Below are 14,513 nucleotides of genomic sequence, written 5' to 3' on the forward strand. Positions count from 1 at the left end.
CGGTGCGGGGGGAGGCCGGTCCGGCCCGCCGTCCGCCCGGTCGCCACCTGCCTGCCCGGCGCCCGCACGCCCGCCGTCCGCCCGCTCCCCGTCCGCCTGCCCGCCGCCTGTCGCGCCCACCGAGCCACCTCCGTACACACCGGGCCTATCGGACATCCTCCGCTGAGGAGAACATGCCGTACCGGGACGGAGACCGGCCGTGTGACACGCCACGCGCGACCGCGAGCGGGCGCCCGGAGGACGCTCCCGCGCGGCCCGCGTCGGTCAGCCCGTCGCGCGCACCGCTTCGCGGATCAGGTTGGCGACGTCCTTCGGCCGCGAGACGGCGACGGCGTGCGAGGCGCCCTCGATCTCGACGGTGATGGCCCCGGCACGCTTCGCGCCGAAGCGCTCCACCTCGGGGTGGAGCGCACTGTCGGCGCCGGCCACCAGCGCCCAGGACGGCTTGGTCCTCCACGCGGCCGCCGAGGCCCGCTCCACGAAGGCGGCCCCGGACAGCGGACGCTGCGTCACGGCCATGATCCTCGTGACCTCCTCGGGCACGTCGGCGGCGAACACCGACGGGAACGCGTCCACGGCGATGGTGACCTCGACCGCCGGGTCGCCGTCCGCGGCGGGGTACGTCCACTGCGTGAGGTTGCTCACCAACGGGGTGGGCGGGAAGCGGCCCTGGAGCTCACCGAGGCTCTCCCCCTCCTCCAGGACGTACGCGGCCACGTAGACCAGCCCGACCACGTTCTCGGCGGCGCCGGCCACGGTGATGACCGCACCGCCGTACGAGTGGCCGACCAGGACGACGGGGCCGTCGATCTGCGCGACCACGGAGGCGACGTACGCGGCGTCCGAGACCAGGCCGCGCAGCGGGTTGGGGGGTGCGATCACCGGGATGCCGTGGCCCCGCAGTTCCGCGATCACGCCGGTCCAGCCGGTCGCGTCGGCGAACGCCCCGTGGACGAGGACGGCGGTGGGGGTGGGGGTGGGGGCGGAGGTGCTCATCTGGATCTCCTCGCGGTCGGACGGCGTGCGGGGCGGGGTGCAGAGTGCGCGGGCTCAGGCTAGTGGCGGCCACGGCGGCGCGGGTCGCGCGCGGGGCATCCGACCTGACGAAGTCGCGACGGCGATCGGCGTCGCCCGCACCTGCGTCGAGGCCACGGCCGGAACGCCCCCGGACCCGGCGGGCGGCGTCTGGCACGCTGGAGCGCATGACGATGGAGGACACGCCCGGTTTCACACAGGTCAGCCGTCCGGCGGAGTTGACCGCGGACCTCAGGGCCCAGCTCGTCGACTGCTGGGTACGGGTGATCAACGCCGGCGGGGCCGTGATCCCCCGCGGGCTCCCCATGCCGCCGGTGAGCACGGGCCAGGCCGGCCCGGTCATGACCCTGCTGCTCGGCGAACTCGACCCGCACCGGGCGCGGTTGCTCGTCGCCACCGCCGACGGAAGGCTCGCGGGGTGGCTGGTTGTGCGCCGCGACCCGCATCCTCTCGTCGCGCACTGCGGTGTCGTCAACCACGTCATGACCCACCCCGACTTCCGGGGCCGGGGCATCGGTACGGCGCTGATGCACCGCGTCCGCGCGCTCGCCCGGCAGGAGATGGGGCTGGAGCAGCTGCACATCGCCGTACGGGCCGGCCTGGGGCTGGAGGAGTTCTACGGCCGGCTGGGCTGGCGCGAGATCGGGCGCTGGCCCGGCGGGCTGCGGGTCGCGCCGGGCGACGACCGCGACGAGATCCTCATGCACCTGGCGCTCTGAACCCCCGGCCCGGACCGTCGCGTTTCGGCCATCTCCCGCCGTCAGGCGTCCCCACCATGCCGGAAGGGCAGGAACAGGGCCGCGAGGAATATCGTCGTACGACCGGCGCGAGGCGGGAGGAGCGGCTGGGATGGACACGGCCCCCCTGTACCTGGAACCCCGGCTGGCCCCCCGGCCGGCCGCACTGCTCGGCTCGGCGCCCTTCCTGCACACGCTCGTGGACGCCCTCGGTTCGCCCCTCAACGTCCTGCTGCCCGACCAGATAGCGGAGAACACCGAGGACTTCCGCTCCGTCTACCGCCGCCACCGCCTCGGCGGCCGGATCTTCTTCGCCCACAAGAGCAACCGTTCCCGTTCGCTCGTGCGCCGGCTCACCACCGCGGACGCCGCCGTGGACGTGGCCTCGCTGGGCGAGCTCCAGCACGCCCTCGGCGCCGGTTTCACCGGGGACCGCGTCATGGCGACCGGGCCCAAGGATCCGGCGTTCCTCTGGCTGGCCGCACGGTCGGGGGCCCTGGTGAACGCCGACGGGCCGCAGGAGCTGGAGACCCTGGCGGGCCTCGTCCGGCGTCACGGTCTGCCGCGGCCGAAGGTCCTCGTACGGCTGTCCGGGTTCGAGACGTCGGGGCCCAGGACGCTGTCGCGCGCGAGCCGGTTCGGTACGTCCGTGAAGGCCCTGGCACCGCTGCTGGACCTGCTCGAACGCCACCGGGACCTCCTCGAACCGGTCGGCGTCGCCTACCACCTGGACACCACGAGCCCGGACGAGAAGGCCGTCGCCCTCGAAGGCTGCCTGCGCGCCATGGACGACCTGCGGTTACGGGGCTTCCAGCCGCGCGCGGTCGACATCGGCGGCGGCTTCGGCGTCAGCTACCTCGCCCACGCCGCCCAGTGGGAGCGCTACACGAGCGAGCTCACCGCCGCGGTGCTGGGCCGGCGTCCGCCCCTGACCTGGGGCGGCCACGGTTACGGGCTGCACGCCGAGGGGGGAACGCTGCGCGGCGCCCTGAGCCTGTATCCCGCCCACCGCCCGGTCGCCGGCGTCGGCTACCTCGACGCGCTCCTGTCCCGGCCCGCCCCCACGCTGGGCCGGCCGTTGGGCACCCTGCTGCTGGAGAGCCTCTACGACCTGTACACCGAGCCGGGCCGGGCCCTCGCCGACCAGTGCGGGCTGTCGCTGGCCCGGGTGCTGGAGGTGCGCCGTACGGACACCGGCCCCGCGCTCGTCCGCCTCGGCATGAACGCGAGCGACGTCACCTTCGAGGACCACGGCATCCTCATGGACCCCGTGCTGCTGCCCCGCGACGGCGGCCCCGCCGGCCCGCCGGAACCGGCCGCCGTCCACCTCATGGGCAACCTCTGCCTGGAAGCCGACCTGATCACCCGCAGAACGGTGTTCCTGCCGCGGCTGCCCGCCCCCGGCGACCTGCTCGGCTTCGCCAACACCGCCGGGTACTGCATGGACTTCGGCGCCACCCGCGCCCAACGGCAGCCGGTGGCCCGCAAGGTGGCCGTCCGGCGGGCCGGGGACGCCTGGCGCTGGTGCCTGGACGAGGAGTACTGGCCGGTCGGGGAGCACGGGCCGGACGAGGAGCACGGGATCACCGATTCGGGGGGACGGGCATGAGGTACGACAGCATCACGGACGCCATCGGCAACACACCGCTGGTTCGTATCGATCCGGCCGTTCACGGCCTGCGCCACATCGACCTGTACGCGAAGCTGGAGATGCTCAACCCCTTCGGCTCGGTCAAGGACCGGGCCGCCTGGAGCATGGCCCGGGCCGGCCTGGCCGACGCGCGCGAGCGCGGCGCGACGGTCGTCGAGCTGTCGAGCGGCAACACGGCGAAGGCACTGGCCGTCATCGCGGGCATGCACGGGCTGTCGTTCAAGAGCGTCACCAACCGGATGCGCGTCCCGGAGGTCAAGGACCTGCTCCTGCTGCTGGGCGCCGAGATCGAGGAGCTGCCGGGCCGCAGCGAATGCCTGGACCCGATGGACACCGAGGACCCGCTGACCCTCTTCCACCAGCGGCTGAACCAATCGGGCAGCGCCCACCTGCACACCGACCAGTACTTCAACGCGCTCAACACCGAGGCGCACGAGACGGGCACGGGCCCGGAGATCGTGGCGGACCTGGACGGCCGCGCCCCGGACTTCTTCCTCGCCTGCGTCGGTACGGCGGGCTCGTCCACCGGTGTGGCCCGCAGCCTGCGCGCTCACGATCCCGGCGTACGGGTGGTCGGGCTGGTCGGTGAGAAGTCGGACTTCATCCCCGGCATCCGCACGATCGACGAGGTCCACGAGGTCGGCCTCTTCGACCCGGCCACCTACGACACGATCGAGCCGGTCGGTTCCGGCGACGCCATCGACGGCATGCTCACCCTGGTCCGGCGCTGCGGGATCCTCGCCGGCCCCACCGGCGGGGCCGCGTACCACGGCGCGGTGCGCCACCTCGCCCCGCTCGACGCGGAGTTGACCGAGCGGAAGACGGCCGTCTTCATCGTCTGCGACCGCGTCGAGAGCTATCTCGGCTACATCAAACAGCGCCGCCCGGAGTTGCTGGGCCGCCCGCCCGCGCGCAACTCCGTGACGACGCTGACCGCTGCCGAGGTGCGGGCGGCGCAGGTCATCGAGGTGGCGGACGCCCGGAAGTGGATCGCGGCGGAGCGGCCCCTGGTGGTCGATCTGCGCAGCTCCTTCGCGTACGCGGCGCTGCACATCGACGGGTCGGTGAACATCGTCGACGAGCTGTTCGACGAAATGGTGCGGGGAGGCCTGCCGTTCGGCAAGCGGCAGCCGGTGCTGCTGGCGTGTCCGGTGGGCGAGCAGTCGGCGCGGTACGCCGCCCTGCTGACCCGGATGGGCCATCCCGACGTACGCAGCCTCGCGGGAGGGATCATCGCGTGGCGCGACGCCGGTGCGCCGCTGGTGCGTGACTGACGTGACCGACGCCGTGGAGGAACTCCGTTCCTGGCAAGCCCCGTTGCGCGCGCAGTTCCCCATCGTCGTGGCGAACCCGGAGCTGGCGTACCTGGACAGCGCGGCCACCGCGCAGAAGCCGCGGGCCGTACTGGACGCCGTACAGGGCTACCTCACCACCTCCAACGCCAACGCGGGCCGTGGTTCGTACCCGTGGGCGAACGCGACGACGGCTTTGGTGGAGCGGGCCCGCGCACGCGTCAAGGAGTTCCTGGGCGATCCCGCGCCGGAGCACTCGTCGGTGCATTTCACCAGCGGGGCCTCCGAGGGGCTGCGGGCCGTCGGCCGGGACTGGCTGGCGGGGTGGCTGGCCGACGGGGACGAGATCGTCGTCCCGTTCGCCGACCACGAGGCGAACCTGGCGCCGTGGCTGGAGGTACGGGAACTGCTGGCCCGGCAGGGCGTCAAGATCGCGGTCCGCGAGCTGCCGTACCAGGCGGGTTCGGGCGACTACGATCCGGCGGCGCTCGCCGCCTCGGTGGGTCCGCGTACCCGCTTCGTGGCGGTCACCCATGTGCACCACGTGTACGGCGTCGACATGAACGTGCACCGGATCCGCCGGGTCGCCGGCCCGGACGTCCCGATCTGCCTCGACGCCGCGCAGAGCGTCGGCCACCTGCCGCTGTCCCTGGCCGGGCTGGACGTGGACTTCGTGGTGTTCTCCGGGCACAAGGCCATGGCGCTGCCGGGTACGGGCGCGGTCTGGGCGCGCGGCCGGCGCGGGCCGCAGTTCCGGCCGGGCGGCTGGGCCGGTACGCCGAACACCGTCGGCATCGCGAGCCTGACCGCCGCCCTCGACTGGCTCGACGCGGCCGGAACGGAGCGGATCGAGGCGTGGACGGTGGCGCTGGCGGCCCGGCTGACGGACGGCCTGAGCCGGCTGTCCGCGTACGAGGTCCTCGGCTGCCGCTCCAGTCTGACGGCCGGCTCGGAGGTGCAGCGGCGCCGGAGCATCGTGGCGTTCCGGCACCGTGAGATCCCCTCGCGCGATCTCGGGTTCATCCTCTACGGCGAGGGGTTCATGGTGCGCTCCGACGGGCACTGCCAGGCGGGCGCCGGGGAGTCGGACGGCTCGGTCCGCGTCAGTCTGCACGTCCACAACACACCTGAGGAGATCGAAAAGCTGATCGCGGCCCTGGCGACTCTGCAATGATTTTCATGTGGAGTTCAGCGCCGTGAGAACGGCAGAGGCACGAGCGGACCGAGACATGGACGTGCGTACGGTGGCGGCCACGCGGTGGGTCGAGCGCTGGGAGCGGCAGCAGCAGCGCTACGCGATCGACCGCGAGGAGCGGTTCACGGTCATCTCCGACGTGGTGGAGCGGGTGACGGCGGGCCATCCGGCCCCGCTCCTCCTCGACCTGGGGTGCGGACCGGGGTCGCTCGCCGCCCGGCTGGCGCGGCGCATGCCCGCCGCCGAGGTGGTGGGCGTCGACGCCGATCCGCTGCTACTGGAGCTGGGGAGGGCCCACCACGGCCCGGCCCTGCGGTTCGCGGAGGCCCGCATCGGGGAGCCGGGGTGGCTCGGTGCGCTGGGGCTGGACCGCCCGGTGGACGCCGCCGTCTCGACCACGGCCCTGCACTACCTCGGCGCGGAGACCCTGCGGCAGACGTACGGGGAGCTGGCGGAGCGCATCCGGCCCGGCGGGGTCCTCGTCAACGGCGACCATCTGGAACCGGACTCGCCCAAGGTCCACGAGCTGGCCGTGGACATCGGGCGGCGGCGGGCCGAGCGCCAGCAGGCCCACGCACACGAGGACTGGGAGTCGTGGTGGTCGGGGGTGCGGGCCGATCCCGACCTGACGCCCCTCCTCGCCGACCGCGACCGCCGCACCCATCCGCACTGCGAGGGCAACGACCTGACCCTCACCGACCACCTCGCACTCCTGCGCGAGGCCGGCTTCGAACACGTCGGGACGGTCTGGCAGTTCGGCAACAGCCACGTGGTGGTCGCGGTCCGCTGAACCGGCACGGACCGGCGCCTCAGACGCCGACCGCTTCCGCCATCTCCTCCTCTTCGTCCTCTTCCTTCTCGGCGACGGTCCGGTCCTCGGTGACGGGCCCGTCCACGGCGGCGGGGCGCTGCGCGGCGGCCCGGCGGCGTTCGGTGAGTCCGGCCACGGCGGTGAGGGCCAGACCGAGGAGCAGCCAGCCGACGAGGGTGCCCAGCTGCCGGGCGAGGCCGTCGTTGCCGAAGTAGAGGAGGCCGCGCAGGCCGTCCATGTACCCGGCGCCGTTCCAGAAGGCGTGCAGGGAGCCGAAGAAGCCGTTCTGCAGCTCGGGCCGGAACAGCCCGCCGGAGCTGGTGAAGTTCAGCATCACGAAGAGCACCATCATGGCCAGCGTCGTCCAGCGCTTCAGGAACGTGTGCAGGCCGACGCCGATGAAGAGGATGCCGGCGGAGTAGAGCCAGCTCAGGCCCCAGACTCCGGCCAGGTCGTGGTGGGCGAGGTGGAACACCGGCCCGGCGAGCAGTGCGCCGATCGCGCTGACGACGCCCGAGACTGCGACGACGAGCAGCGCCCGCCCGCGCATGCGCAGCGCGGCGCCCGCGCCGCCGAGGACCGCCACGGAGGCGTACGAGCCGATGCTGACCGCGACGAGCAGGAAGAACAGCCCCTGGCCGGTCGGGTCGTCATGGACGGTGCCGACGACGTCGGTCACCTTGAGCGGCAGGCCCTGCCGGGCGGCGACCGGGGTGAAGACCTTTTCCGCCACGGTGGCGCTCGTGTCGGAGGCGGCGGTGGCCACGATCAGTTCGGGGGCCGTGTCGCCGGGGACGTAGGCGGCGACGACCTGGCGGTCCTTGACCTGCTCCACGGCGTCGGCGCGATGGGCGAGCGTGCGTACGTCGAGGGCGTCGCCGGCGCCGTCCTTGAGCGTCTGGGCGAAGACCATCGTCCGGGGCCCCTCGCCGACGACGGCGACCGGCAGGTGGTGGGGCTCGGGGTGGACGAAGGCGCCGAGGTAGGCGAGGCCCATGCCGAGGCACATCAGCAGCGGGGTCAGGAGATGGGTGAGAACGTGGCGCAGCGCGGGACCCCCGGCGGGGTGGTGGGCGGATGCGTGACCGGACATGCGACAGGACCTCCGGTGCCGGCCCGGGCCGTGCGGGGCAGGCCCCGGCGGCTCCTCCGACATAGTTGGCATTTACAACTTCCCTTGCAGTTGTACTATACAACTACATCGAGAGGAGACGCCATGACCGCGGAACCACGGGGCGGCGCCCGGCCCGGACAGGAGCGCCGGACGGCGGCCGTCGAGACCATCCAGCGCGAGATGACCGCGTTCGCCCGACGGGCCCGGTCCGCGGCCGCGCGGATGCACCCCGAGCTCTCCCTGGTGTCGTTCACCCTGCTCAGCCACTTGGAGGAGCGCCACGGCTGCCGGGCCTCCGACCTCGCCTCCCACTACGCGCTGGACCGCTCGACGGTCAGCCGCCAGGTCGCCGCGCTGGAGCGGGCGGGGCTGGTGGCCCGGCGCACCGATCCGGACGACCAGCGGGTGCACGTACTGGAGCTCTCCCCCGCGGGCGCCGCGACGCTTGCGAGGGCGACCAGGGACCGGCGGGCGATGTTCGACGAGCGGCTCGCGGACTGGGATCCCGACGACCTCGACCGCTTCGCCGCCTACCTGCTGCGCTACAACGAACGCTCGGCGCTTCCCGAGCATCCGGAGCATCCGGCCGACCCGCCGGGAATACCACCCGCCAATTAGTTGCTATATACATCGATAGCCTTCGCCCGACCCCAGGAGATACGCATGTCGGACCAGCCCGCCGAAAAGCCCGCAGACGTCGTCGCCCGGCTGCGCGCCGCCTTCGACACCGGGCGTACGAAGCCCCTGGCCTGGCGTACCGGCCGGCTCGAAGCCCTGCGGAGGCTGCTGACCGAGCGGGGTGACGAGCTGGCCGCCGCGCTCCACGCCGACCTCGGCAAGAGCCGGGCGGAGGCCTACCGCACCGAGATCGACTTCACCGTGCGGGAGATCGACCACACCCTGGAACACCTGGCCGACTGGCTGCGGCCGCAGCCGGCCCCGGTACCCGAGCGGCTGAGCCCCGCCGCCGCCCACACCGTGCGGGACCCGCTCGGCGTGGTCCTCGTCATCGCCCCCTGGAACTACCCCCTCCAGCTGCTGCTCGCCCCGGTCGTGGGCGCGCTGGCGGCCGGCAACTGCGTCGTGGCCAAGCCCAGCGAACTGGCGCCCGCCACCTCGCGCGCCGTCGCCGACCTCCTGCCGCGTTACCTGGACCGCGACGCGGTGACCGTGGTCGAGGGCGCGGTGCCCGAGACCACCGAGCTGCTCGCGCAGCGGTTCGACCACATCTTCTACACGGGCAACGGCCAGGTCGGCCGGATCGTCATGCGGGCCGCCGCCGAGAACCTCACCCCGGTCACGCTGGAGCTCGGCGGCAAGTCGCCCGTCTTCGTCGACCGCGGCACGGACCTGGGCGTCGTGGCCGCCCGGCTGGCGTCCACCAAGTTCATGAACGCCGGCCAGACGTGTGTCGCGCCCGACTACGTGCTGACCGACCCCGACACCGCCCGGGAACTGGAGCAGGCCCTCGCCGAGGCCGTGCTCGCGCTGTACGGAGAGGACCCCGCGGCCTCCCCGGAGTACGGCCGGATCGTCAACGAGCGGCACTTCGACCGGCTGACGGGCCTGCTCGGCTCCGGCCGCACCGTCACCGGCGGCGCCCACGACCGCGCCGACCGCTACCTCGCCCCGACCGTCCTGGCCGGGGTGGCGCCCGACTCCCCCGTGATGCGCGAGGAGATCTTCGGGCCGATCCTGCCCGTGGTCGAGGTGGCCGGGCTGGACGAGGCCATCGCGTTCATCCGCGACCGGGACAAGCCGCTGGCGCTGTACGCCTTCACCGAGTCCGACACCACGCGCGAGCGCCTGACCCGGGAGACCTCCTCGGGCGGTCTGACGTTCAACCTGCCCGTGGCGCACCTCACGGTGTCCGACCTGCCCTTCGGCGGTGTGGGGGAAAGCGGTATGGGCAGCTACCACGGCCGTTACTCCCTGGACACCTTCAGCCACCGCAAGGCCGTCCTGGACAAGCCCCTGCGCTGACGGCCCCGGGGCCAGCGGGCGGAATCCGGCCGGATGGACGGGCCGAGCCGGGGCATCAGGGTGGACATGGCTGTTCTTCGAAAGCTCGCCCGTCCCCTGCTGGCCGCCCCGTTCGTCACCGGCGGGCTGCGCACCCTGCGCCACCCCGAGGCCGGGGCGGAACTCGCCCAGCCCCTCGCCCGAGCGGTCGGCAAACGCGTCCCGGCACTGGCCGCGGACCCGCTGAAAACGGTACGCGTCACCAGCGCGGTCCAGGCCGGAGCGGGCCTGCTGTTCGCGACGGGGCGCGCCCCGCGCCTGGCCGCGCTCACCCTCGCCGCCACGCTGGTGCCGACGGCCCTCACCGCGCACGCGTTCTGGGCGGTGGAGGACCCGGAGGAGCGGGCCCGCCGGCGTGCGCACTTCCTGACGGACCTCTCCGCACTGGGAGGGCTGCTCATCGCCGCCGCCGACACCCACGGCAAGCCCTCGCTCGCCTACCGCTCCCGGCACGCGCTCGACCACCGGCACCCGGTGCGGGCCGCCCGCCGTCCCGTGGAGGCGGCTGCGGCGACCACGGCCGCCCGCGTCAAGGCCGCGGCGCGCGGCTCCCGCTGAGCGCCGTGGCCATCGACCGCGGGACGGGAAGGCCCGCTTCCGCCCGGCCGGGCCCGGTCGGCGCGCGTGCGTGGGCGCGGGCCCTGGCCGCCGTCGCCCGGAGCGCGCGGCGCCGGCGTACCGGGCGCTCCGCCGCCGTCTGCGCGAGCGCCTGCGAGGCCCGGGCGCGTTCCGGCGGCCGGGGCGGGCCCGGACCGGCCGTCGCCGGCCGGCTCCGGCGCGCGGACGCCTCCCCCGGCGGGACCGGCCGTCGTGAGCTGGCGCAGGAGGCGGTCGAGTCCCGTACCACCGGCCCCGACGACCTGGCCCGTCTGCTGGACATGCTGGACCTGCGGCGGCGCGGGGACTGAAGGGCCGGGCCCCTGCCGCGTTTACGGGAGGCGTCCCCAAGCGGAGATCATCGGCGCGGTGGCCAGGTCCAGCCGCCCCGCGGCGACATTCGCCAGGTGCCGGTCGATCTCCCCGTCCGTGGCGAGTCCTTCCGCCACGAGGCGGTGCCGGATCTGGCGGACCGTGGCGTCCTCCAGCACGGCGCATGCCGGGGAGGTGAGCGGAAAGTACGCGTCGGCCTCCACGTCGTCCAGGCCGGCTTCCCGCAGCACCCTGGGCAGGGTGCGCCCGTACGAGAGGTCCGCGCCGCGCGCCGCCATCAGGGTGCGGAAGCCGGACCGCAGCCGGTTGGCGAGGCGCTGTTCGGGACCGGATTCGTCGGGGCAGAGCAGCGGTTGCAGCGCGGGGTCGGCGTCCTCCAGGAGCAGCAGCCCGCCGGGGCGAAGTGCCCGCACCATCGAACGCAGCGCCCGGGCCCGGTCCGCGAGGTGCACCAGTACCAGCCGGGCGTGGACGAGGTCGAAGCCGCCCGGCGGTGGCGGGTCCGCCGTCACGTCGTGGGTCAGCACCTCGATCGGGCCGCCGGCGATGTGCCGGATCCAGGACACGTCGATGTCGGTGGCGACCACCGTGCCGGCCGGGCCGACGCGTTCGGCGAGCCCGAGGGGGACGGAGGGCCCGCCGGCGCCGATTTCCCAGCACCGCATGCCGGGGCCGATGCCGAGCCGGTCGACGTGCCGGAAGGTCACCGGGTCGAACAGTTCGGCGAGGGCGCCGAAGCGGACACCCGCCTGGGACTGCCGGTTGTCCAGCAGGTACCCGCGTTCGGTGTCGTGTCCGGCCATGCGGGAATTGTGGCAGACGGCCCCCGGACGACGGCGGGCCCCGAGCCGGTCAGCCGACCTGGCGGCGTACCAGGTCGTGGAAGGGGCCGTCCGTGTCGGCGAGGAGCTGCGCGGGGGCGCCCTGCTGGGCGATCCGTCCCTCCGACATCACGATCACCCGGTCGGCGTCCATGATCGTGGAGAGCCGGTGGGCGATCACGACACGGGTGCAGCGCGCGGCGCGGGTGGATTCGATGACCACCCTCTGGGCCGCGTTGTCGAGCGCGCTCGTGGCCTCGTCCAGGAAGAGGACGCGCGGCTCGCGCAGGAGCGCCTGGGCGATCATCAGCCGTTGGCGCTGGCCGCCCGAGACGGTGCCGCCGCCGTCCGAGAGGACGGTGTGCATGCCCATCGGCATGGCCTTGATGTCCTCCGCCAGGCCCGCCCGCGCGGCCGCCTCCCACGCCTCCTCCAGCGAGCACGACTCCGCGCCGCCGATGCAGTCGAGGATCGAGCCGGACAGGGGTTGGGCGTTCTGCAGCACGACCCCGCACTGGCGGCGGACGGCCGCCTGGTCGAGCGCCGCCAGGTCCTGGCCGTCGTAGAGGACGCTGCCGGAGGCCGGTGCGTCGAAGCCGATGAGCAGGCGCAGCAGGGTGGACTTGCCGCAGCCGCTGGCCCCGACGATCGCGACGAACTCCCCCGGGCGGATCTGGAGGGACACGTCGTCGAGGACGAGCGGGCCGTCGTCGGCGTACCGGTAGGACAGGTTCTTCACCTCGATGGCGCCGCCCAGCGTCCCGGGCCGGATGCCGGAGCCGCGTACCTCGGGGTCCGCCTCCAGGAGCGGCCTGACCTCCTCGAACATCGGCTGCACGGCGGCGGCCGACAGGAGGGCGCCGGTCAGCTGCGTCACCGCGGACAGCATCATCGTCACGGAGGTGCTGAAGGTGAGGAATTCGCTCGCGGACATGCTGCCCCGGGCCGGGCCGGCCAGCAGTACGAACATCACGACCGAACACAGCGGCAGGCACACCGCGTTGAGGACGGTGACGGCGTTCTTGATGCGGCCGATGCGCTGGTGCAGCTCGCGGGTCCGGGCGAACTCGCGCGCCCAGGCGGCGTAGGCGAAGCTCTCGGCGGCGGCCACGCGCAGTTTGGGCAGGCCGCGCAGGGTCTGGAACGCCTGGTTGTTGAGCTTGTTGCCCAGTTTGACCAGCCGTCTCTGGTAGCGCAGTTGCCAGAGGCCGAGACCCAGGAACACGGCGGCGATGACGAGCAGCATGGCCAGCGCCGCGAGCGCCAGCGGCACGCTGTGGACGAGCAGCAGGACGAGGTTCATCGCGGCGACGGCGGACGCCTGGACGGACACCGCGCCGATGCCGGACACCGCCCGGCGGATGGAGCTGATCCCGAGGGCGGCGCCGGCCAGTTCGCCGGTGGAGCGGCCGGCGAAGAAGGGCACCGGCAGCCGCAGCAGTCGGTCCCAGACGGCGGGCTGCAAGGTGGCTTCGATCCGGCCCTCGATGCGCAGCACGCTGATGTTCTGGAGCAGCATGAACGCGGCCGACACAGTGCTCGTCGCGATGAGCGCGAGGGCGCACCGCACGATGAGGCCGCCTTCGCCCTGGGGCACGTACGTGCCGAGGATCCGGCCGGTGGCCAGGGGGACGAGCGCCCCCAGACCCACGGCGACGAGGCCGCCGAGGACGAGGCTGCGCAGGTCCCGGCCGGTGCCGCGGATGCTGAAGCGGACCAGCGTGAACAGGCTCGGCCTGCCGTCGGGCAGCGGGCGGCACAGCATCACGGCGCCGGATTCGAAGGTGTCGGCGTGGGCCTTGCCGATACGTTCGCGCGTCCCGGTGGCGGGGTCGACGGCCGTGTATCCGCCGCGCCGCCACAGCAGAGCGACCGGCGCCTGGTCCTTGGCGCGCCGGCCGACCAGGGGGCCGCTGTTCTCCCGCCACCAGCGGCCGGCGAGCCGGACGGGCCGGGTCCGGATCCGCGAGGCGAGCGCGATGCGTTCGAGGGGATCCGTCCCCTCGGAGACGGGGGACGTCCCGGCCGGTTCCGTCAGGGTGATGCCGGCGTCGCGGGCGACCAGGCGGCACACCGCGAGGGTGGCGTCGTCGCTCGCGGGCCGGTGGGCGCGGGCGCCCCGGCCGGCGCGCCCGATGGAGGCGAGCAGGGCCCGGTCCGCCTGGGTGCGGGCCGCCTCACCGGCCTCGATGCCGGCGGCGGTACGGTCCTCGTGGGCGCGCTCCAGCTGCTCGATCCACCGGTCCAGGGCGTACAGCAGCCGGTACTGCTGGTCGACCATGCCCTGCCACATCGCCCCGTCGAGGAGGAGCGCCCCGGCCATGCCGTGGCCCTCGTACGCCGCCCCGTACCGCACGCTGCCCGGGGTGATCTGCATCCACAGGACGTCGTCGTCGCGGCCGGGGCCGGTGGCGGTCCGGCTCTCCAGCGGTGCCTGGTACAGCACGCGCATCCCGCGGCCGACGCCGAGCGCGAACGCCTCTTCGAGGGGGCTCAGGGTGCCGCCGGGGAGGCCGTACCCGTACCCGCTCTGGTCGGCGTACCAGCCCCAGGAGCCGTCCTGCGCCATCCCGGCGGCCGCGTGCTCGGGGCGCTGGAGTTCCCGCAGTTCGATGCGGCGGATGCGGCAGCCGTGCACGGGCCTGGCGACCAGGGTGTGCGCGCAGCCGTCGGCCGGTCCCAGCAGCAGGGATCCCTCCTCCAGCCGGCCCAGGAAGTGCCAGTGCCCCTCCAGCGCGGCGTCGACGGCGAACAGGTCCAGCGCGCCGCCCTCGACGAGCCACAGTACGAGCGGACCCTCCAGGGGGAGGCTGCGCAGGCCCGCGCAGTCGACCGGGGAGCCGACGGCGGCGAGGGCGGCCACCACGGGGTCGGGTACGGCCTGCGTCTGCCAGGTGGTGGTCAC

At 73.8% G+C, this 14,513-nt stretch carries 13 protein-coding genes; 9 read left to right on the top strand and 4 right to left on the bottom strand.

Annotated elements, in window-relative coordinates; translation table 11 throughout:
• Positions 1-264 precede the first annotated feature (264 nt).
• Positions 265-996 carry an alpha/beta fold hydrolase gene (locus ACZ6ZT_RS11545; protein ID WP_469717935.1) on the bottom strand — a complete coding sequence of 244 codons (732 nt, stop codon included), beginning with the start codon at positions 994-996 and terminating at the stop codon, positions 265-267.
• Positions 997-1,202: 206 nt separating this feature from the next.
• Here ACZ6ZT_RS11545 and ACZ6ZT_RS11550 point away from each other — a divergent pair, with 206 nt between their 5' ends.
• The 5 genes from ACZ6ZT_RS11550 (at position 1,203) to ACZ6ZT_RS11570 (ending at position 6,700) form a co-directional block, all read left to right on the top strand.
• A complete protein-coding gene (locus tag ACZ6ZT_RS11550) occupies positions 1,203-1,754 on the top strand; it encodes a GNAT family N-acetyltransferase (protein WP_469717938.1) in 552 nt (183 codons plus the stop codon).
• Between the two features lie 130 nt (positions 1,755-1,884).
• Positions 1,885-3,381, top strand: coding sequence for a Y4yA family PLP-dependent enzyme (locus ACZ6ZT_RS11555; protein ID WP_469717941.1), 1,497 nt, complete (start codon positions 1,885-1,887; stop codon positions 3,379-3,381).
• On the top strand, positions 3,378-4,697 hold the full coding sequence (locus tag ACZ6ZT_RS11560; RefSeq protein WP_469717943.1) for a pyridoxal-phosphate dependent enzyme: 1,320 nt from the start codon (positions 3,378-3,380) through the stop codon (positions 4,695-4,697). Before ACZ6ZT_RS11555 ends, ACZ6ZT_RS11560 begins: the two co-directional genes overlap by 4 nt.
• On the top strand, positions 4,690-5,889 hold the full coding sequence (locus ACZ6ZT_RS11565; RefSeq protein ID WP_469717946.1) for an aminotransferase class V-fold PLP-dependent enzyme: 1,200 nt from the start codon (positions 4,690-4,692) through the stop codon (positions 5,887-5,889). The genes ACZ6ZT_RS11560 and ACZ6ZT_RS11565 overlap by 8 nt, the downstream gene beginning before the upstream one ends.
• A 55-nt stretch (positions 5,890-5,944) precedes the next feature.
• Positions 5,945-6,700: a class I SAM-dependent methyltransferase gene (locus tag ACZ6ZT_RS11570; RefSeq protein WP_469717950.1), complete on the top strand. Its 756-nt coding sequence runs from the start codon at positions 5,945-5,947 to the stop codon at positions 6,698-6,700.
• A 19-nt stretch (positions 6,701-6,719) separates the two neighbouring features.
• Here ACZ6ZT_RS11570 and ACZ6ZT_RS11575 read toward each other — a convergent pair whose 3' ends face one another.
• Positions 6,720-7,814 carry a hypothetical protein gene (locus ACZ6ZT_RS11575; protein WP_469717952.1) on the bottom strand — a complete coding sequence of 365 codons (1,095 nt, stop codon included), beginning with the start codon at positions 7,812-7,814 and terminating at the stop codon, positions 6,720-6,722.
• A 123-nt stretch (positions 7,815-7,937) separates the two neighbouring features.
• On the opposite strand from ACZ6ZT_RS11575, the gene ACZ6ZT_RS11580 reads away from it, so the two are divergent.
• From ACZ6ZT_RS11580 to ACZ6ZT_RS11595, 4 genes are all read left to right on the top strand, one after another.
• Positions 7,938-8,453 carry a MarR family winged helix-turn-helix transcriptional regulator gene (locus ACZ6ZT_RS11580; protein ID WP_469717954.1) on the top strand — a complete coding sequence of 172 codons (516 nt, stop codon included), beginning with the start codon at positions 7,938-7,940 and terminating at the stop codon, positions 8,451-8,453.
• Positions 8,454-8,498: 45 nt separating this feature from the next.
• The gene (locus ACZ6ZT_RS11585) at positions 8,499-9,818 is read left to right on the top strand and encodes an aldehyde dehydrogenase family protein (RefSeq protein WP_469717955.1); all 1,320 of its coding nucleotides are present in this window, start codon (positions 8,499-8,501) and stop codon (positions 9,816-9,818) included.
• Between the two features lie 66 nt (positions 9,819-9,884).
• Positions 9,885-10,415, top strand: coding sequence for a DoxX family protein (locus ACZ6ZT_RS11590; protein WP_469717957.1), 531 nt, complete (start codon positions 9,885-9,887; stop codon positions 10,413-10,415).
• A 5-nt stretch (positions 10,416-10,420) separates the two neighbouring features.
• Complete coding sequence (locus ACZ6ZT_RS11595) at positions 10,421-10,765, top strand: hypothetical protein (protein WP_469717959.1); 345 nt, start codon at positions 10,421-10,423, stop codon at positions 10,763-10,765.
• Between the two features lie 21 nt (positions 10,766-10,786).
• Here ACZ6ZT_RS11595 and ACZ6ZT_RS11600 read toward each other — a convergent pair whose 3' ends face one another.
• Together ACZ6ZT_RS11600 and ACZ6ZT_RS11605 are read right to left on the bottom strand one after the other, a co-directional pair.
• Positions 10,787-11,590 carry a class I SAM-dependent methyltransferase gene (locus tag ACZ6ZT_RS11600; RefSeq protein ID WP_469717963.1) on the bottom strand — a complete coding sequence of 268 codons (804 nt, stop codon included), beginning with the start codon at positions 11,588-11,590 and terminating at the stop codon, positions 10,787-10,789.
• Between the two features lie 49 nt (positions 11,591-11,639).
• Positions 11,640-14,513, bottom strand: coding sequence for an NHLP bacteriocin export ABC transporter permease/ATPase subunit (locus ACZ6ZT_RS11605; RefSeq protein WP_469717966.1), 2,874 nt, complete (start codon positions 14,511-14,513; stop codon positions 11,640-11,642).

The organism is Streptomyces sp. NPDC102258, assembly GCF_055584685.1.

Bases quoted from the DNA above. Each gene is read 5' to 3' on its own strand.
- ACZ6ZT_RS11600 (WP_469717963.1), bottom strand. From the start codon at position 11,590: ATGGCCGGACACGACACCGAACGCGGGTACCTGCTGGACAACCGGCAG.
- ACZ6ZT_RS11580 (WP_469717954.1), top strand. From the start codon at position 7,938: ATGACCGCGGAACCACGGGGCGGCGCCCGGCCCGGACAGGAGCGCCGG.
- ACZ6ZT_RS11550 (WP_469717938.1), top strand. From the start codon at position 1,203: ATGACGATGGAGGACACGCCCGGTTTCACACAGGTCAGCCGTCCGGCG.
- ACZ6ZT_RS11590 (WP_469717957.1), top strand. From the start codon at position 9,885: ATGGCTGTTCTTCGAAAGCTCGCCCGTCCCCTGCTGGCCGCCCCGTTC.
- ACZ6ZT_RS11575 (WP_469717952.1), bottom strand. From the start codon at position 7,814: ATGTCCGGTCACGCATCCGCCCACCACCCCGCCGGGGGTCCCGCGCTG.
- ACZ6ZT_RS11560 (WP_469717943.1), top strand. From the start codon at position 3,378: ATGAGGTACGACAGCATCACGGACGCCATCGGCAACACACCGCTGGTT.
- ACZ6ZT_RS11570 (WP_469717950.1), top strand. From the start codon at position 5,945: ATGGACGTGCGTACGGTGGCGGCCACGCGGTGGGTCGAGCGCTGGGAG.
- ACZ6ZT_RS11545 (WP_469717935.1), bottom strand. From the start codon at position 996: ATGAGCACCTCCGCCCCCACCCCCACCCCCACCGCCGTCCTCGTCCAC.
- ACZ6ZT_RS11585 (WP_469717955.1), top strand. From the start codon at position 8,499: ATGTCGGACCAGCCCGCCGAAAAGCCCGCAGACGTCGTCGCCCGGCTG.
- ACZ6ZT_RS11555 (WP_469717941.1), top strand. From the start codon at position 1,885: ATGGACACGGCCCCCCTGTACCTGGAACCCCGGCTGGCCCCCCGGCCG.